General features: G+C 47.0%; 17 protein-coding genes. 12 read left to right on the top strand and 5 right to left on the bottom strand.

The annotated features are described in order from the left end of the window. Positions 1 to 51 precede the first annotated feature (51 nt). From ACFO8Q_RS00380 to ACFO8Q_RS00345, 8 genes are all read left to right on the top strand, one after another. Positions 52 to 894: an SDR family NAD(P)-dependent oxidoreductase gene (locus ACFO8Q_RS00380; RefSeq protein ID WP_380023432.1), complete on the top strand. Its 843-nt coding sequence runs from the start codon at positions 52 to 54 to the stop codon at positions 892 to 894. A 19-nt stretch (positions 895 to 913) separates the two neighbouring features. After that, positions 914 to 2,068, top strand: coding sequence for a thiolase family protein (locus ACFO8Q_RS00375; RefSeq protein WP_380023422.1), 1,155 nt, complete (start codon positions 914 to 916; stop codon positions 2,066 to 2,068). Next, positions 2,068 to 2,850 carry an enoyl-CoA hydratase/isomerase family protein gene (locus ACFO8Q_RS00370; RefSeq protein WP_380023421.1) on the top strand — a complete coding sequence of 261 codons (783 nt, stop codon included), beginning with the start codon at positions 2,068 to 2,070 and terminating at the stop codon, positions 2,848 to 2,850. Before ACFO8Q_RS00375 ends, ACFO8Q_RS00370 begins: the two co-directional genes overlap by 1 nt. An 86-nt stretch (positions 2,851 to 2,936) precedes the next feature. After that, positions 2,937 to 3,326, top strand: coding sequence for an acyl-CoA thioesterase (locus ACFO8Q_RS00365; RefSeq protein WP_380023420.1), 390 nt, complete (start codon positions 2,937 to 2,939; stop codon positions 3,324 to 3,326). 335 nt (positions 3,327 to 3,661) lie between these two features. After that, positions 3,662 to 4,642: an NADPH:quinone oxidoreductase family protein gene (locus ACFO8Q_RS00360; protein WP_380023418.1), complete on the top strand. Its 981-nt coding sequence runs from the start codon at positions 3,662 to 3,664 to the stop codon at positions 4,640 to 4,642. A gap of 29 nt (positions 4,643 to 4,671) precedes the next feature. Further along, positions 4,672 to 5,844, top strand: coding sequence for an acyl-CoA dehydrogenase family protein (locus ACFO8Q_RS00355; protein WP_380023417.1), 1,173 nt, complete (start codon positions 4,672 to 4,674; stop codon positions 5,842 to 5,844). Positions 5,845 to 5,957: 113 nt separating this feature from the next. Continuing rightward, on the top strand, positions 5,958 to 6,302 hold the full coding sequence (locus ACFO8Q_RS00350) for a hypothetical protein (RefSeq protein WP_380023416.1): 345 nt from the start codon (positions 5,958 to 5,960) through the stop codon (positions 6,300 to 6,302). A 266-nt stretch (positions 6,303 to 6,568) separates the two neighbouring features. Beyond that, positions 6,569 to 7,429, top strand: a complete 861-nt coding sequence (locus ACFO8Q_RS00345; protein WP_380023414.1) for a F510_1955 family glycosylhydrolase — start codon at positions 6,569 to 6,571, stop codon at positions 7,427 to 7,429. 55 nt (positions 7,430 to 7,484) lie between these two features. Here the strand turns inward: ACFO8Q_RS00345 and ACFO8Q_RS00340 are convergent, their stop codons facing one another. Next, the gene (locus tag ACFO8Q_RS00340) at positions 7,485 to 8,936 is read right to left on the bottom strand and encodes an L-lactate permease (RefSeq protein ID WP_380023412.1); all 1,452 of its coding nucleotides are present in this window, start codon (positions 8,934 to 8,936) and stop codon (positions 7,485 to 7,487) included. Between the two features lie 136 nt (positions 8,937 to 9,072). Here ACFO8Q_RS00340 and ACFO8Q_RS00335 point away from each other — a divergent pair, with 136 nt between their 5' ends. Next, complete coding sequence (locus ACFO8Q_RS00335; protein ID WP_380023410.1) at positions 9,073 to 9,624, top strand: helix-turn-helix domain-containing protein; 552 nt, start codon at positions 9,073 to 9,075, stop codon at positions 9,622 to 9,624. 38 nt (positions 9,625 to 9,662) lie between these two features. Continuing rightward, complete coding sequence (locus tag ACFO8Q_RS00330; protein ID WP_380023409.1) at positions 9,663 to 10,331, top strand: TetR/AcrR family transcriptional regulator; 669 nt, start codon at positions 9,663 to 9,665, stop codon at positions 10,329 to 10,331. Between the two features lie 57 nt (positions 10,332 to 10,388). Here ACFO8Q_RS00330 and ACFO8Q_RS00325 read toward each other — a convergent pair whose 3' ends face one another. Both ACFO8Q_RS00325 and cudC read right to left on the bottom strand, forming a co-directional pair. Next, positions 10,389 to 12,086 (bottom strand): high affinity choline transporter 1, encoded by a 1,698-nt coding sequence (locus ACFO8Q_RS00325; protein ID WP_380023407.1) that lies wholly within the window; start codon positions 12,084 to 12,086, stop codon positions 10,389 to 10,391. A 304-nt stretch (positions 12,087 to 12,390) separates the two neighbouring features. Then, positions 12,391 to 12,987 carry a choline uptake/conversion transcriptional regulator CudC gene (gene cudC, locus ACFO8Q_RS00320; protein WP_380023406.1) on the bottom strand — a complete coding sequence of 199 codons (597 nt, stop codon included), beginning with the start codon at positions 12,985 to 12,987 and terminating at the stop codon, positions 12,391 to 12,393. A gap of 187 nt (positions 12,988 to 13,174) precedes the next feature. Between cudC and betB the strand changes: the two genes are divergently transcribed. Together betB and ACFO8Q_RS00310 are read left to right on the top strand one after the other, a co-directional pair. Continuing rightward, on the top strand, positions 13,175 to 14,632 hold the full coding sequence (gene betB, locus ACFO8Q_RS00315; RefSeq protein WP_380023430.1) for a betaine-aldehyde dehydrogenase: 1,458 nt from the start codon (positions 13,175 to 13,177) through the stop codon (positions 14,630 to 14,632). A gap of 33 nt (positions 14,633 to 14,665) precedes the next feature. Next, positions 14,666 to 15,868, top strand: a complete 1,203-nt coding sequence (locus tag ACFO8Q_RS00310) for an iron-containing alcohol dehydrogenase (protein ID WP_380023405.1) — start codon at positions 14,666 to 14,668, stop codon at positions 15,866 to 15,868. 85 nt (positions 15,869 to 15,953) lie between these two features. On the opposite strand, the gene ACFO8Q_RS00305 is transcribed toward ACFO8Q_RS00310, so the two are convergent. Next, positions 15,954 to 16,370: a DsbA family oxidoreductase gene (locus tag ACFO8Q_RS00305; RefSeq protein WP_380023404.1), complete on the bottom strand. Its 417-nt coding sequence runs from the start codon at positions 16,368 to 16,370 to the stop codon at positions 15,954 to 15,956. A 94-nt stretch (positions 16,371 to 16,464) separates the two neighbouring features. Further along, positions 16,465 to 18,042: a glycine betaine uptake BCCT transporter gene (locus tag ACFO8Q_RS00300; protein ID WP_380023402.1), complete on the bottom strand. Its 1,578-nt coding sequence runs from the start codon at positions 18,040 to 18,042 to the stop codon at positions 16,465 to 16,467. Positions 18,043 to 18,409 lie beyond the last annotated feature (367 nt).

Genomic DNA, 18,409 nt, shown 5'->3' with positions numbered 1-18,409 from the left:
TCAAGGTTAACGGATTTCATTCCGTTTTGTGCCTTGAGCGAAGCGAAAGGAATGGGTATAAAAATGAGTCTGCCGCTTGAAGGAAGAGTCGCCCTTGTCACCGGAGCGTCCCGTGGTTTGGGAAGGACGGACGCGTTGACGTTGGCGAAAGCCGGTGCGGATGTGATCGTGACCGATATATTGATCGAAGATGAGAACCTGGAAGAGATGACGGAAAAATTGGGCCCCATTGCCCAAATAATGGCCCAAACAAAAACAGTGTACACCAAATCGACAGCCGAACAGATTCGTGGATTAGGGCGACGATCCGTTGCTTTTCGTATGGATGTAACCGATCGGCAGCAAGTGAACTCGGTTATGGCACAGGTCAAGGAGCAATTTGGACGTATTGATATTCTGGTCAACAATGCGGCTACCTTGGATCATACGGCCCGATTGGAACACCAGAACGATGACTTTTGGGAGCGTGACCTCCGTGTAAATTTGACGGGTGCCTACAACTGCTGCAAAGCGGTTTGGCCTTACATGAAAGAACAAAACTGGGGCCGGATCATCAACATGGCTTCTGTCGCCGGAACGCTGGGCGGATATGGCCAGGCAAGTTACTCAACGACGAAAGCCGGTATTCTGGGACTCACTCGAACTTTGGCCCTGGAGGGAGCCCGATTCAATATTACCGTTAATGCAATTGTACCTGGGATTATCAATACGGAAGCCTTCCAGATGTCCAACCCGGAAATGCGGGAACGAATGATTGCCCGAACGGCATTCAAGCGGCCGGGGGAACCGGAGGATATCGCCAATGCGATTGCCTTTCTCGTATCTCAAGAGGCGAATTATATTACGGGTGTCGGTCTCCCGGTAACGGGTGGAATTGATCTGTTTACATTTTAATCATGAAAGGGTGAAGGATATGCGGGACCTGGATGCGGTCATTCTCGATGCGGTCCGAACCCCCATTGGGCGAAAAAAAGGTTCTCTTGCCGGGACGCGCCCTGATGAAATGGCGGCATTTCTCCTGAAAGAATTAGTGAGACGCAACCAATTGGCTCCTTCCGAAGTGGAAGATATCAAAATGGGGTGTGTGACCCAAATCGGTGAACAAGGCTACAATATCGGGCGCATGGCGGGGCTGATTGCGGGCTTTCCAGTGGATGTGTGCGGAGTGAGTGTGAATCGGATGTGTGCCTCCAGCTTGGAGACTCTTGCACAAGGGGCCCACGCGATCATGGCGGGAATGGCGGAATGTGTCATTGCGGCCGGCGTGGAAAGTATGAATCGTGTTCCAATGGGGAGTGACGGCGGGAATCTCAGTACTCTTCTGTTGGAGCAGCATACCATCCTTCCGCAGGGGGTTTCCGCGGAATTAATCGCGGAGAGGTGGAATCTTTCGAGAGAAGAACTGGATGAGTTTGCTTTGCACAGCCACGAAAAAGCGATTCGAGCACAAAAGGAAGACCGGTTCGATAACGAAATCATCCCGATTGAAATCCAAAACCCCGAGGGAGAAAAAATTCTCCTGGAGGCAGATGAGACACCGAGGCCGGGTACCACCCTGGAAGCATTAGCAGGACTGGCTCCTTCATTTCGTCCTGATGGCAGGGTAACAGCCGGAAATTCAAGTCAAATCAGTGATGGTTCGGCCGCGGTGCTGCTTGCCTCCCGCAGGAAGGCTCAATCACTCGGGCTGAAGCCTCGTGCTCGTGTGGTTGCGACCGGTTTGGCGGGAGTGGATCCCGAAATTATGCTGACCGGAATCATTCCTGCCACCGCCAAAGTACTGAGACGGGCCGGATTGTCACTCAACGATATGGATGTGTTTGAAGTGAATGAGGCATTTGCATCGGTTGTCCTCGCTTGGCAGAGGGAGATGGGTGTCGATTCTGAAAAAGTCAATCCCAACGGAGGAGCCATTGCGTTGGGCCATCCCCTCGGTGCAAGCGGTGCCCGCATTATAGCGACACTGGTCAACGAATTGGAACGACGGGAAGGACGTTACGGGATGGCAACATTGTGTATAGGATTCGGGATGGCGGTGGCGGTCATCGTCGAACGGGAGGCATACTGATGGAAGGAAAACATCTTGAAATTCAAATTCGGGATCGGGTGGCACTGATTACGATACATCGGCCCCCAATGAATACGTTAAGTCGGGAGACTCTATACGAATTGGAAACGATACTTAACGAGGCAGAAACGAACGATTCCATTGGCTGCCTGATCATCACCGGCTCCGGGGACAAAAATTTCTCTGCTGGTGCAGATATTTCCGAGTTTGGTGAAATGGGGGACCGGAAAACCGCTGAGAAGACTCTTCGGAGGATGAACGATTTGTTCAACTGGATTGAAGGCTTTCCCAAGCCCATCATCGCGTGTATTAACGGGAAAGCACTGGGCGGTGGAAATGAACTGCAGATGGCCTGCCATTTGGCGATCGCCGCAGATACCTCTGAATTGGGATTACCGGAAGTTCGGCTCGGGATTATGCCGGGCTACGGGGGAACTCAGCGACTGCCCCGTTTGATCGGCCGAAGACGGGCACTGGATTTAATGCTAAGCGGCGAACGAATCTCTGCTCAAACGGCCTTGGAGTACGGGCTTGTAAATCGGGTGGTATCGCAAGATAAACTTCGTGATGAAGCTTTTCATTGGGCCAAACAGTTGGCTGACGGCCCCCCGATTGCGATTAAGGGGATCCTCGATGCCGCTATAAGAGGAACCGATCAGAGTTTGATTCAAGGGTTGGAGATTGAGCGGGAGCATATGCTGACGGTCGCTCGCACGGAAGATGCGATTGAAGGGATTACGGCTTTCTTTGCCAAAAGCCCCCCATCTTTTAAAGGACGGTAGATGAAGATTCGACCGGGAACCACATCAACAGGGATGTGGTTTCTGGCGTCCTTGGATGCTGAACAAATAAATAGGAGGCCAACCGTATGGTTCATACTACATGTCTCACGGTTCGCTACGGGGAGACAGACATGTTCGGTCATGTTAACAATGCAGTTTACTTATCCTACCTGGAAGAAGCTCGTTTGCAGTTTATGGAGGATCTGGGGTTTGTGGTGGTTCCCTTGATCCTGGCGTCTGTGAAGGCTGACTTTAGAGCCCAGGCGTTTTTTAAACAAAAATTAGTTATCGAAACGGCAGTAGATCGAATAGGAAACAGCAGTTTTGACTTAGTAAACCGTATTAAAGATGAAGCTGCTGGACAACTGATTGTTGAAGCCCTTGTAACCATGGTGCATTTTAACTTTGATACAAAGAAAAGTGAACTGTTACCGGGGATTTTCCGGGAAAAGCTGTCTCAATACCTTGGGAAATAATCTTATTACGTTTCTACAAATTTGATTTCGTTCATCCGGATGGGTCAAAATCCAATGTTGAGCTTCTTCTTTATTCCGTAAATTGCTTACCAAGTCCATAGGTGAGGTGATTGAGGTCTTCGTCACTCCTGATCCTGGACTCCAAAACCGCATCGGTAATCTTTTACGGGTTCATGATGCGATCATTGATTCTGCTCATGGCAAGTAAGGGATACAAAAAAACATTTGAATTAGCTGATAAATTGTAATAAAGTGAAAATTAGGAACCTACATACTGACCGGTTAGTTTGTGGTCGGGATGGAGATGGTGATTTTTTAGACAGGGAGGACCGATTATGCGTGCATGGCTGGTGAAAGAGCTTGCCGATCCGGGCGAGGCACTGCATCTTGAGGAATTGTCAACCCCGACCCCGGAACGGGGAGAAGTATTAATTCGGGTACAAGCTGCAGCTTTGAATTTTTTTGATATTTTGTTATGTCAAGGAAAGTATCAGGAGAAGCCACCGTTACCGTTTACCCCCGGGGCGGAGATTTCCGGAACCATTACGGCGGCTGGTGAAGGTACAACCCTGAAAGTCGGGCAGCGTGTACTAGCTACACCTCCATTGCCGTCGGGAGGTTTGGCAGAATGGGTGTCTGTACCCGAGGAACACGTATATCCAATTCCGGATTCCATGTCTTGGGAAGAAGCCGCATCCATGTTTATCACCTATCAGACCGCCTACTATGCTCTGCATCGATGCGCCAAAATACAACCCGGTGAAGTGCTGTTGGTTCATGCAGGATCAGGCGGTGTGGGGTCAGCGGCCATTCAGTTAGGAGTTGCAGCGGGAGCCCGTGTTATTGCTACAGCCGGAGGGCCGGAAAAAGTCCGGATCTGCAAGGAATTCGGTGCTGAGGTAGCGATTGATTATCTCACAGAAGATTTCGTGGAGATTGTGAACAAGGTTACGGAAAAGCGCGGGGCAAACGTTATTTTTGACCCCGTTGGCGGTGATACGTTTGATCGCTCCCGAAAATGCATTTCGTTTGAAGGACGGCTGCTCGTGATTGGCTTCGCGGGTGGGCGGATCGCAGATGCACCCACCAACCATGCTTTAGTAAAGAATTATTCTGTTGTGGGAGTCCATTGGGGTTTGTTCCGACGTCTTATGCCGGAAAGGGTTGTGGAAGCGCATAACGATCTCATGGCATTGTACGAAAAAGGCGTCATTCGTCCTGCTGTCTTTAAGGAATTTCCGTTTGAAGAGCTTCCGCAGGCCTTAAATCTGTTAGCGACACGAAAAACCTGGGGGAAACTGGTCGTAAAACCGTAACAACTACTATCAAAAGGGGAGAGATGGCTATGCATTTGCGATTGAATGACGAACAGAAAATGATTCAGAAGACAATCAGAAGATTCGTTGAAAAGGAATTAATGCCTCTTGAACCGGAGGTTCTTCGCAATGAAAGAGAAGGCAAACCGGGCATTACTCCTGAACAAATCGAAGAACTCCAACTAAAAGCAAAGAAACTTGGATTTTGGGGCATTAACACGCCTGAGGAATACGGTGGGGCAAATCTGGGGCAGATGATGCAGGCGATTGTCGTAATGGAGTTGGGACGGACCTTCGTTCCCTTCCGATTCGGCGGTTTTGCCGACAACATCCTCTATTATTGCAACGAAGAGCAGAAAAAGAAGTATCTGATTCCTACCATCAATGGAGAACGAATTTCGTGTTTTGCGTTTACGGAGCCAGGAGCAGGTTCCGATACCAGACGGATTAGTATGCGTGCGGAAAAAGACGGAAACGAGTGGGTATTAAACGGGGAGAAAGTATTTATTACCCAGGGGAATGAAGCCGATTTTGCCATGGTATTTGCTGTTACCGACAAGGAGAAACAGGCACAGGGCCGGGGCGGTGTCACCTGCTTCCTGGTCGACCGTGACATGGGATGGCGTTCCGAGTACATCCACACGATGGGGGAGTGGGGACCTGCGTCGCTGATCTTTGAGGATGTGCGGGTACCGGAAGAAAACATTCTGGGCGAATTGCACGGTGGGTATAATCTTGGTCTGGAATGGATCGGATTTGCCCGCTGGATTGTCGGAGCAAGAGCCGTGGGGGCAGCCGAACGTTTGCTGCAAATGGCAATTGATTACTCAAAACAAAGGGTGACATTTGGGGAGCCAATCGCGGAACGGCAAGCGATCCAGTGGATGATTGCAGACTCCGCCGTCGAAATCGAAGCTGCGAAATGGCTGGTATTTAATGCAGCCTGGATGTTGGATCAGGGGATGGATAATCGTCATTACGCTTCCATGGCAAAATTGTATGGCGCCAATATGGGGAATCGGGTGGTGGATCGCGTTCTCCAGATCCACGGCGGAATGGGGTATACCAAAGAACTGCCGATTGAACGCTGGTACCGGGAAGCCAGATTATGGCGAATCTATGACGGGACGGACGAAATCCAGAGATTGATCATCGCAAGGAATCTGTTAAAAGGACATGTGAAAGTGGGAGAATCCGTTTAATTGATAGCTTTTTCACGACAAGGGAGCATGGCGGCGAAATAAAATACGTGTTGATATGAATAGTGCGGGAAAAACGCGGTTACATTACTGGTGGATTATAAGGAGGTGTTCACATGCCGTATCGAATTCAACAAGCTGCTCTACAGGCTGACCAATCCCTTCAACAGATCATCCAAATCGCTCAACAACTGCAGCAACAAGAACAGCAAAACGTAATCCTGGCTCAGCAATTCCAACAAGCGGAACAAAACGCTGCTAACCAATTGCGCTACATCCAGAATCTTGCTCAACAACATTTGGCTACCCACACTCACGGGCAAATTGGGTTTGGACCACAAACCATGGTTCAAACTGGATTTGTCGGGGGCGGACAATTCGGGGTAGGTCCGCAATCCATGTTCCAACCGGGTTTCGCTGGTACCGATCCGCAGCAAGTGAGACAAAACTATCCTCATTAATAATCGTGAGTAACACTGTAGACGTTGACTGCAAATGTATAGGTCCCTGTCCAAAGGAAGGTGGGCAGGGACCTATACATTTCCTCGGGAGCATTTGCCACATTTTCTACAGATCAAATTGGTATAATGGTCTCGGGCATTTTGTTTGCGCTCTTTTTCATTCTTTATTTTGTAATGAGGAAAGGGAAGGGTCAGTTTCGAAAAATATGGAAACGGGGATGGATTCTCTCCCTGATTGCGGTTCTGATTAGCGGAGGCATGGCTATATGGGGAAACCGGACAAGCGGAGGGGAGAGGCCATCACTCTCCATCATATCCACGGTCTGGGATATTCGAATGACGGAAGGCGGATTCTGATACCGGCGCATTATGGAATTGGGGTGTATTCAAATGGCAGCTGGGAAACTGTTGAAGGGCCCAATCATGATTATATGGGATTTTCCATGGCAGATAACGGATTTTACAGCAGCGGACATCCTGCGCCCGGTTCGAAATTAAAGAATCCATTAGGCATTGTCAAAAGCACAAATGAAGGAAAGAGCATTGAAACGTTAGGTTTATCGGGGGAAACAGATTTCCACGGGATGAGCGTGAGTTATAAAACCCATACGATCTATGTGTTGAATCCGGCACCAAATTCCAAAATGAATTCGGCAGGGATGTATTATTCAAAAGACGAAACGAAAACTTGGACCCGGAGTGAGATGAAAGGTGTAAATGAAGAATTGTCTGCACTGGCCATTCATCCAACGACGGATGCTGTGGTTGCGGTCGGTACTGAAAACGGGATTTATGTTTCCAAGGATTATGGACAGAATTTTGCTAAAATCGTGCCTAACATTCAGATAACTTCACTATTCTTTGGCAGGAAGGGTGAATTGTATGCAGGCGGGCTTGCGAACAACAAACCCTTCTTGCTGGAAATTGATGTGGACAGTAAAAAAACAGAAGAAATCAACATTCCCCCATTAAAAGAAGATGCGGTGACGTATATCGCCCAAAATCCGGTGAACGAGAACGAAATGGTGTTTGCCACCGTTAAGAAGGATGTGTACTTGTCCAGCGACAAAGGGGAAAGTTGGAAGTGGATCGCGGAGCAGGGAAAAGGCATTTCCACAACTCCCTAGTAATTTAAAAATTATATTTAGCGGACTTCCATTGCAATACTGAAGAGGTTCAGCATCAACTTCTCCATAACATTCCGATGAGGACCAAAATGAGGGCACCTAAAGCTATGAGAGCTATCTTTTTTACTAACTTGTTTTCTTCCGAGTGAATGCCGCAAACCGAAACCCCTAATAAGACCCGGGAAGGAGAAGCCATTGTCATATGGGAAGCACTGGTGTTTTGTCCGATTGCCAAAATCTCAGGAGATATGCCTAATTGAGCGGCGGTTTGAATCTGAAGTTTGATAAACATCGCATTGGCTCCGGTATTGCTCCCTGTTAGATACCCTCCCGTCGCACCAATCAAAGGCGACACCAAGAGAAATGACGAACCAAAAGCAAATGCGGCCGCACCCGCAAGAACGGCGGTCATTCCTGACGCAGACATTACCTCCGACATAGCCGAAAATGCAGCAGTGGACAGGGTAACAGGGATCCACTGTTTTAAGGTGGAGTGAAGAGCTTTTCGAATCGTCAATTTTGGCACTTTGAAGACCCCAATCGTAAACAAACAAGTGATCAGAATGGCAAATCCGGGAGAGTACAGCAAAGGGAGCCTGAACGAATAATTCGGAAACTCCAATACCAGATGGGTGGTGAGCAAATCCTTTGCTGCCGGAATCAACCGGGTGATGAATAGAGCCCCGGTGAGAAACAGATAAGGACTTAAAGCTTTTGTGATGCCATGTGCCTTTGATGCACCGGCTGCTGAGCGAATAAAGAACCACTCCGCTCCCATGGCAGCTAACGCTCCCAATACCCCAGCCAATTCGACACTGATAAATGTACTGAAGAACCAGACTGAACCCGCTAATGTGCACGTGACGATCGTACATTCAAACCATCGGTTGGCGAATCCTTTCCAACCTCGGGCAAGCAAAACCGCAACAATAGAGAAATAGAAAAAAGTCGGAACAGCCAAAATGGCGCTTCCCGCCCCCAAAGTTTGCAAAGGAATACCCCCGAGACTTGAACCTATCACTGTTCCGGAAGCCAACGCCCCCCAAGGAACGGCGCTCAATCCCAACAAGGACAATAAAGCCGCACGGAAACGGTCAAATCCAAGCTCGATTAAGATAGGAGCGGTCACTATTATGGCGATGCCAAATCCGCTTACCGACTCGACAAAAGGGGAAAACGCAACCACAAGCATCAGGACTTGTCTTACGGGATCGGATGTAGAATTAGAAACAAAAGTGGCGATTGATTTGATTGCGCCCGTCTGATTCATGAGGTGAAAAAGAAAGATTCCAGAGAGAAGCACATAAGCCACAATGGAAGAAATCAAGATTCCTTTTACTGAAGCCGTACCTATCTCCGGCCATTCCAAGCCAAATTGCGGGTTGAGTACAGGAATTATGACCGCAGTCAAGTATCCGATAACGCCCGCTCGTAAAGCGGATTGTTTAAGGATGAACAAACAGAGAAAGATCACGAGAATAGGGAGCAAAGACACTGCAATCGCCATGAAGGGACCCTCTTTTCTTCAAATACTGAAAAGAATATACTAAAGTGGATATGATTTCATCATAGGAAAAATCGGTTTGGATAGTCAAGGAACTTTTTCCTCTATAGTGGAATTGATCTGGGACGGAGGGTATACAGTGGGATTCGGAAATAATGTGAAACAAGCAAGGAAGGGAAAGGGGCTCACATTACAGGAACTGTCGGAGCTAAGCGGAGTCAGCCGCTCGATGCTGTCCCAAATTGAACGGGAAGAAAAAAACCCCACCATTCAAATCGCTTGCCAAATCGCGGAAGCTTTACACTTGACTCTGTCGCAGCTGTTAGGGGAACAGGACAGGCAGGAAGTCATTCTTATTAAGAAAGAACAAAGATTGGTCTATAAGGATGAGAAATCGGGTTTCGAACGTCATCTTCTTTCTCCTTCCTTTCCTTCAAAAGGAGTGGAATTTATCTTAAACATTGTGCCGCCGGGAAAAGAATCGGGAGTCTTTCCTCCCCATACCTCCGGTGTCAAGGAATATATGACGGTTGCCCAAGGAAAGCTGCGGGTTGTATTGGGAGAGGGGAATGTGGTTCACGAATTGCAAGCGGGAGACTCCTTGTACTTTGAAGCCAACTTGCAGCACCAATTTATTAATATTGGGGATCAGGAATGCCATTATTACCTCGTGATCGATTCCCGAGCGTGATAATCATGATATAATCGTGTTAATAGAGGTGATCGAAATTGTATAAAAAGGATATTCAAAGAATTCGCATCATGCAGTATTTCATTGAAGCAACAGTGAAAATCATTGAAGATGAAGGAATTGAAAACGTCACCATCCGTAAAGTCGCGGATCTGGCAGGTTATAACAGTGCTACGATCTATAACTATTTTCAGGAAGTTTCCCATTTAATCTTTTTTGCAGCCATGACATTTTTAAAGAAATATACCGATGCGCTGCCGAAGTACATTGAAAAAGGAAACACGCCATTAGAAAAATATATTTTGATCTGGGAATGTTTTTGCAAATATTCTTTCTTGGAACCTCAAATTTACAATGCGATTTTCTCCTCCAATTTGGGCGGGCAGCCCGAAGATTTAATCGAAAAATACTATACGATTTTTCCGACAGATATCACGAATCTTCCGGAAGAATTGATCCCCATGGTGCTTGAATCCAATCTATTAAAAAGGGGAAGACTCTCTTTAGAAAAATGTGTGCAGGAAGGATACATCAAAGAGGAAAACGCGGAAGAAATTAACGAAATGGCCACCCTCGTATGGCAGGGAATGCTCACCCTGCTGCTGAATAAAAGGCGGAATTATACCCCGGAAGAAGCGGTAGAAGCCACCATGAAATATATTCGGCAAATCGCGGTGAATGCGAATCACTTTGTTTTTAAACAGTAACAATGGAAAAAGGTCTGAGTCAACGTGAACTCAGACCTCGTTTGTGTTGGCGGAAAACTAGGTGAGTGAGTTTTGAGCTTCTCCAGCTTGATCCCGATGCAGGTTCCGCAGCGGCATAGGTTGGCAAATCCGTCGGGTCAAAGACGAGACAATGAAGATGGTGATTAATCCGGCCAGCATAGCGAAAGTGCGGAACGGGAAGAGCACCACCCCATCTTCAATCATGGGATAAGGCAGGATTGGCGGGAGACCCAGGAGCGGTTCCCCTCCGCCGATTCGTAAGACCAGGGCGACGACAAAACCGGCAAGTGATCCGTACCAATTCGCTCCTTTGTAGAATAGGGCGGTTGTTAATTGAGGGAAGAGGATTACATAGACTAAATCGCTGCACAAATACCATAGGGCATAAACGCTCTTAGCAGAGAGGGCGATCAGCGTGGCTGCCGATCCGATAATCATGATGGAACGTTTGATGATTTTGTCCAATTGGACTTGGGTGGCTTTTGGTTTCACCAGTGGGCGGTAGACGTTCCAAGCCGCCATGCCTGAGGCGGATAGCATAGAAGCAGCAACGGCGGCCATAACCGCTGCAGCCAGTCCGCCGAGTGCAATTGCACCAACAAAATCAGGAGTCATAAATTTGAATACATATGTGAGAATCATGGAGGAGTTTTCAGGGGCCGAGGTTCCCAAAGCACCCCAATCGGCTTTATATCCCGCTATTCCGATCAGGGCCGGCGGAATCGCCGCGACTGCACAAAAGAGACCGGCAGTAATGGACAGCCACATGGCAACATTTTCATTCTTTGCGGAGAGCACACGCTGGAAATAGCTTTGCCAGGGAATTCCCCCGAGGATTAAAAGGAGTGCAAAATCCCACCAGTTCCAGTAGAAATTGCCCCAGGCCGGATCCTTCCATCCCATCAGAGGCGGGAAGATATTTAAAGATCCCTTCATTCCTTCCGAGTAGTGAGCAAAAGCGGCTTCGAAACCGCCTGCGCTTCCGAAGGCAAACGGGACGGCAAGCAATAATCCGAGAAACATAATCGATAACTGTAAAACATCCGTATGGGCAACCGCCCATAAACCGCCCACCACCGTGTACGCGAGTGCAACGATTGCCGAAAAGATGATGGACACGGTAAAACTTAATCCAAGAATTATGCCAAAGGTGGTCCCAAGAGCGGTTAAAATGGCGGCGCTCCAAAAAATTTCGCCCAGAACAGCCGGGATATAGAGAAGGCTGGACATCTTTTTGCCAAAGCGGGCTTCCAACGGATCCAACATGGTCATAAATTCGTAACGGCGCATTTTTTTGGCATAGAAGATTCCGCCGATAATCAGACTGACGGCATAACACCAGGGAGCCTGGGTCCATACAAAACCGGATTTATATACGCTTTCGGCTGTACCCGTGATATAGCCTCCTCCAACCCAGGTGGCGGTCATGGTGAACATTGAAATCCACAGAGGCATCGATCTTCCCGCCACCAGCATGTCATCTGTCTTTCCGATTTTATTTCGGATCGAAATGGCCCCAATATAATAGATTACACAATACATCAGGAGCATTATGAACAACCCGGGCCAATAAAGCGGTTTATCGGAAAAGAGTGAGTAGACATAAGCGATTGCCGTAAAGAGCAAAAAACCTGCAATGGACGTCCGACCGGATGTCCAAAATTTACTTTTCTGCTGGATTGCAGAGTTCTCTGATATCAGCGGCGTTTCAACCGTTGAATTGAATTCCTGCATTCGATTTCACTCCTTATCATCTTACTTTGTCAACAATACTAATAACGGAGCAAATATGGTAGAATCATTTATACACTTGAAAGGAAAGCGTCCCTTTTCAGGTGGAATGGGCTCAGTGCGACAACCTTCCGGGTCTGCAAACCAAGTTTGTCGCATTCAGCCCTTTTTTTGGAGTGTTCTGAAATACCCCCCTTTCTTGAAATAAGTAAATTTTTGAGAGCTTATAATATCTCATACCCCCATTCTTTTTTTTTGTTTATGTTAACTCTATTTGACGGGAGGCGGACCTTCCGGGCAAATACAGTTAATCCCCTTCAGGAAGGCCATCAATCAACCGGAATATTTCTCCGGATCGAAAAGCGTCAACCAGTTTTTTCAACCAATCATAATACTTTTTCGACTCTTCTAATTGGTCCAGATCAATTTGGGCTTTTTGATGTATGGTTTGAGGGGTATCCGGGTCGTTCACGAGGTTGATTAATATGTTCTCCGACCTGTTGATAGCTTCTAAGTTTACAAGGATTTCCCGATCCCATTTTTTACAGAAAAAAGCGATGAACGATTTGAAGAAATCTTTTTCAGCTTCATAAAGATCCTTTCTTACCCCTTTTTGCCAAACCTTCTGTATCATGAAAATCTCCATGAGGGAGTGTACCCCTGTGCTCATGGACGGTTTGCTCATGCCCATTTGTTTGCTCATTTCGTCTAATGACATCGGCTGGTCGCTAAAATACAGGACACCGTACAATCGGCCAACGGAGGGAGTTACTCCGTATAAATCCATCGTTTCGGAGATTGCATCGATCACAATATGTTCTGCTTCTTCGAGCAGCTCCTTATGGTTCAGCTGTTCTTTTGGTTTCATGGCTTCAGAACTGTAATTCGATTGAAAGTTCAGCATAATTCACCTCTACGATTCGGTCGAAATTCAAGAATTTTAAGATAACTATATCAAAAAAGATGTAGATGTCAACGAAAAAATTCTGATAATTTTAATATTGACCAAAATATAATCATGATGATATCATTCAAATAGTTTAAAAAATTCTAAACAAACTGAACGTTTGGGGGGATTGCTCTTGAGAAAAATGTACATCAACGGAAATTGGGTAGAAGCCCGTTCCGGTAAGACAAAAGACATAATGAATCCTTACAATCAAGAAGTAATCGCAGTGGTTTCGCGGGGGGATCGCGAGGATGCCCGGGATGCCATTCAAGCTGCCAGAAAAGCATTTGATGAAGGCGAGTGGCGGAACGTATCAGCTTACGAAAGAGGATCTCTGTTATTTCACGTCGCTGAAAAAATTCGAAAGTATAAAGATGAGTTAGCGGAATTGGAGACTTTAAACACCGGCAAAACTCTTACTGAAAGCTTGGCGGACATGGATGGAATTGCCGGGGTATTTCAATATTATGCTGGATTGGCTGATAAAGACGGGGGTTCTATCATCGAATCTCCGAATCCGAATTCGGTGAGTCGAATGGTCCGGGAGCCGGTAGGCGTATGCGGACAAATTGCGCCTTGGAATTATCCTTTGCTGCAAGCTTCATGGAAAATCGCCCCTGCACTGGCAGCCGGAAATACAGTCGTGGTTAAACCCAGCGAGATCACCCCTTTAACAACTATTAAACTTGCAGAAATTATGGAAGAAGCAGGATTTCCTCCAGGCGTAGTGAATGTCGTGCTGGGTCCGGGTTCGACGGTTGGACAGGAAATAGCGGAAAACCATGATGTGGATCTGATTTCCTTCACGGGGGGCGGAGTTGCCGGAAGACAGATTATGCAGGCGGCGGCCGGGAATTTCAAGAAGATTTCGCTTGAATTAGGCGGCAAAAATCCGAACATCGTGTTTGCGGATGCCGATTTTGAAACAGCGGTGGACTATGCCCTGAATGCTGTCTTTTTCCATGCAGGTCAGGTATGTTCCGCCGGTGCACGACTCCTGGTGGAGGAATCCATACACGATCGATTCGTCGAGGCGGTCGTGAATCAAGCCAAGAACATACAAATGGGCAGCGGTTTTGATGAAAAAACCCAGATGGGACCTGTTATTTCCGCCGATCAGTTAGCAAGCGTCGAGAGATACATTCACATGGGAATCGAAGAAGGAGCGAAGCTGGTCTTGGGGGGAAAACGTCCAAATGTTCCGGAATTGCAAAAAGGATTTTTCATTGAACCGACGATTTTTACAAACTGTCATACTGAAATGCGAATTGTACAGGAAGAATCATTCGGCCCTGTCATGACAGTTGAAAAATTTGCAACGGAAGAAGAAGCGATCCGACTCGCCAATGACAGTGTCTATGGCTTGGCCGGGGCGGTGTGGACGCAGGACATGAACCGGGCGGAACGTGTTGTGAAGCGGCTGCGGATGGGTACCACGTGGATTAACGATTATCATCCATATTTCCCGCAAGCGCCATGGGGGGGATATAAGCAGTCCGGGATCGGCCGGGAATTAAGTCACGTCGGCTTAGAGGAATATACCGAAATCAAACATATCTACATGAATATTAATCCGCAACCGATGGGGTGGTTTAAATAAATTCAACTATCAAAAAAGAGAGGGGCAAAAAGTATGTTCATGCGTTTTGAGAGAATGGGAAGATTGAAGAGCTTTGAGATGCCGACTGTAGTGAAGCACGGAATTGGTGTGATTAAAGATGCCGGTCAAGAAGTGAAAAATTTGGGAGTTGCGAAAGTTCTGCTGGTGACCGACCCGGGCGTGCGAAAAATGGGACTCGCGGATCCCGTGATTAACAGCTTGAAAGAAGCCAATGTGGCGGTCGTCATTTTTGATCAAGTGGAGCCTAACCCTTCCATTCATATCGTTGCAAAAGGAACAGAGATGTATTTGCAAAACAAATGTGACGGGCTTGTGGCTGTCGGCGGGGGGAGCTCGATGGATACCGCCAAAGCGATCGGGGTTGAGGTGGTTCACGGGGAACCCGTATTGAATTATGAATGCGCGGAAGGGAAGAAGCCCCTTGCAAAACGAATTCCCCCTCTGACCACGATTCCCACTACAGCCGGTACGGGAAGTGAAGTCACACAGTGGGCTGTGATTACAGACCCCTATCGTAAATTTAAATTTAATGTAGGCGGGCCCCTCATTGCAGCTCACTTGACGATTATTGATCCCGAACTCCATATTTCGATGCCTCCGCGAATTACAGCAGCGACCGGGATCGATGCTTTGTCTCATGCGATTGAGTGTTATACCTGTCACTATGCTCAACCCATGACAGATGCGGTCGCATTATTGGCGATGGAATATATCGCGAAATATTTGCGACGGGCATACTCAAACGGAAAAGATATTGAGGCTCGATACGGAATGGCGAAAGCTGCCATGCTTGCAGGATTGTCCTACGGCAGTGAATCTGCCGGCGCCGCCCATGCGATGGCACAAACGCTCGGAGGTATTATTCCGGTGGCGCATGGAGAATGTGTGGCCGCGATGCTCGGACCGGTGATGGAGTACAACTGGATGGGAGAACCTGAAAAATTCGCCCGCATCGCACAAGCTCTAGGCGTGAACATCCATGGTTTAGCTCTCGAGGAAGCAGCAAAAGCGGCTGTAAGAGAAGTTTACCGGTTGGTGAAGGACGTCCAAATTCCAACTTTGGAACAACAAGGAGTTCCTGCTGACATGATCCCGCAATTGGCAGAGGAAGCTTTTAAAGATCCGCAAACAGTGGGAAATCCTCGGGATATTAATGTGAAGGGGTATGAGTGGATCTATCGCCGTTGCTATAACTTGGAACCTTCCACTATTTAAAACGGAGTCTTCGACAGAATAAAAAGAATTACCGGCAAACCCATATGAGGCTTGCCGGTCCTTTAAATTGAAGGAACAGGTATATCTAACAACATCCATCAACACCACAAGTAAGTCCCTCGGGGACTTGCGCTTGTTGTTTTTGCAGCTCTTCGTGAATCACCTTTTCCAATGCAGATTGACTATACATTCCACGTAAAACTCGTTCACCAATCACAAAAGTGGGAACAGCCGTAATATTAGCCTCATGATAGGCGTGATCCAAAGCTTTTTTATGTGCTTCCTTGTATTTTCTGATCTCAAGAGCTTCTTTGAATTCCTTTGTGCTTAGGTCGATTTCACCCGCAAGCTTTGTTAAAACTTCAATGTTCCCAATGTCTTGCTCTTCCTGAAAGAACGCTGTAAACATGCGATGATTGTATTCGTTTGCCTTTCCATGCTCCTTGGCATACTGGTACCCTTCAAATGCAAGATGGGTGTGAGGTTGCGGCAGCTGCTTCAAGCGGACCCTCCGCCAAAAAGCAAAAAGGTCAAACATAATCGGAGTACACTCGGATTTTTAGAGTCATGTTGCATTTCCTCCTATATCCTGAATTTTATAAAGTATATATTTTTTGTTCAGTAACCTCCGTTACAGAATTTCCAATTTCATTTTCACTTTCACTTTCAGCTGTATGTCCATGGTTGGCTGCCATCTCATTTTTTAATCCTTTCAACAATGCCCAGCACATGATGACCATCACGATAGCGAAAGGAAAAGCAGCCGTTACGGAGGCGGTTTGCAAAGCCTCAAGTCCTCCGCTTAAAAGCAGGACAATTGCGACAAACGCCTGGATGGTGCCCCATGTGATCTTGATCTTATTGGAGGGATTCAAATTTCCCTGTTCGCTCAGCATTCCCAATACAAATGTGGAAGTGTCGGCGACCGTAATGTAGTAGGTGACAATGATTATGAACCCAAGCACGTTTAACAGGGAAGTGAAAGGAAAGAGCTCGAAAAGTTTGAACAAGGCCAGCGATACGTCGGCGGTTACCTGTTTGGCCAAGGCGGCATTCCCGAGATTATGAATAAAATGGAGTACGGAACCGCCGAAGACGGAAAGCCAAACAAATGTCCCCAGGGTGGGCGCAAGCAATACGCCGAACACAAACTCCTTTATCGTCCGGCCTTTCGAGATGCGGGCAATAAACATCCCGACAAACGGTGCCCAGGCAATCCACCATGCCCAATAAAACAAGGTCCAGTTGGCCAACCATTCATCTTTTTTGAAAGGTTCCAGGCGCAGACTCATGGATGGCAAATTGTTGATATAACTGCCCATGGTATGGATCAAGGTCTTGAAAATTTGTGTTGTGGGGCCGAGTACCAGCATCACCGCCATAATCAGAAACGACAGGATCATGGTTGTATTGGACAGGTATTTGATGCCCCGTTCCAGTCCCGTACTAATCGAAATCATATATAAAACGGCGGCGACAGCAATAACCAAAATCTGAACTGTGGTGGAATTAGGGGTAGCAAACAAGGAATTCATTCCACCTGCAACCTGCATGGCTCCCAGCCCCAAAGAAGTAGCGATCCCGAATACTGTGGCAAACACGGCCAGAATATCGATCGTCTTGCCAATGGGGCCGTGAATCCTGTTTCCAAGCAGCGGATAGAAAGCGGAGCTGACGAGTGCAGGAAGCTTTTTCTTAAATTGAAAGAAGGCGAGACTTAAACCGATCACCGTATAGATGGCCCAAGGGTGAAGTCCCCAGTGGAAAAAAGTGTACTGCATCGAGAGGCTTGCCGATTCCGCTGTGGATCCCGTACCGTAAGGCGGTGAGACATAATGATAGACAGGTTCCGCAACTCCCCAGAATACGATCCCTATACCCATGCCTGCACCAAACAACATGGCCAGCCACGAACCTGTACCAAAGCTTGGACGATCGGTATCATCTCCCAATCGGATGTTTCCGAAACGGGAAAAACATAAATAAACGGAAAAACAGAGGAACAACATTGCTGCGATCAGATAAAACCAGCCAAATTGATCGATGGTCGTTTTTAGAAATGTGGAAGAAATGGCCGATAAACTTTCGTTAAAGAAAATGCCCAGCAAAATAAAAATGCTGGTAAGCAATAACGACACACGAAAGACGATTCTGCTGTTTCTGTTTTGTTCCACCACACTAAGCCCTCCTTATGGATCTTCCCGTATGGAATCCCGACCTGGGTCCACGGAAGTGAGGGTCATCTGCAGAAAATTGTTCCCCTGGATACGGTCATGCAGTGAAAAACCTCCTTCTGCGCCTTTCCTACGACAATGCAATCGCTTATAAAAAATCGTACTGCATAGTCTTATCGGTTGTTGATTATGATTATATAGTAATCATGATTATTTTGGAATATAAAATTTAGAATATTCACTAAAAGTTTCAACGAATCTATTATTCTGTCTAAAAAAGCTAGTGAATACCCTGTTTAAAAATTTTGGAAATATTCTTTACAAAATCTCTAATCATGATTATTATATAATCAAGTTCTAAAAATCT

Origin of the sequence: Effusibacillus consociatus (assembly GCF_042652925.1) — a bacterium.
GTDB lineage: Bacteria > Bacillota > Bacilli > Tumebacillales > Effusibacillaceae > Effusibacillus > Effusibacillus consociatus.
Note: the sequence above shows the minus strand (reverse complement) of the source record. Positions and strands in the feature narration are given on the sequence as shown.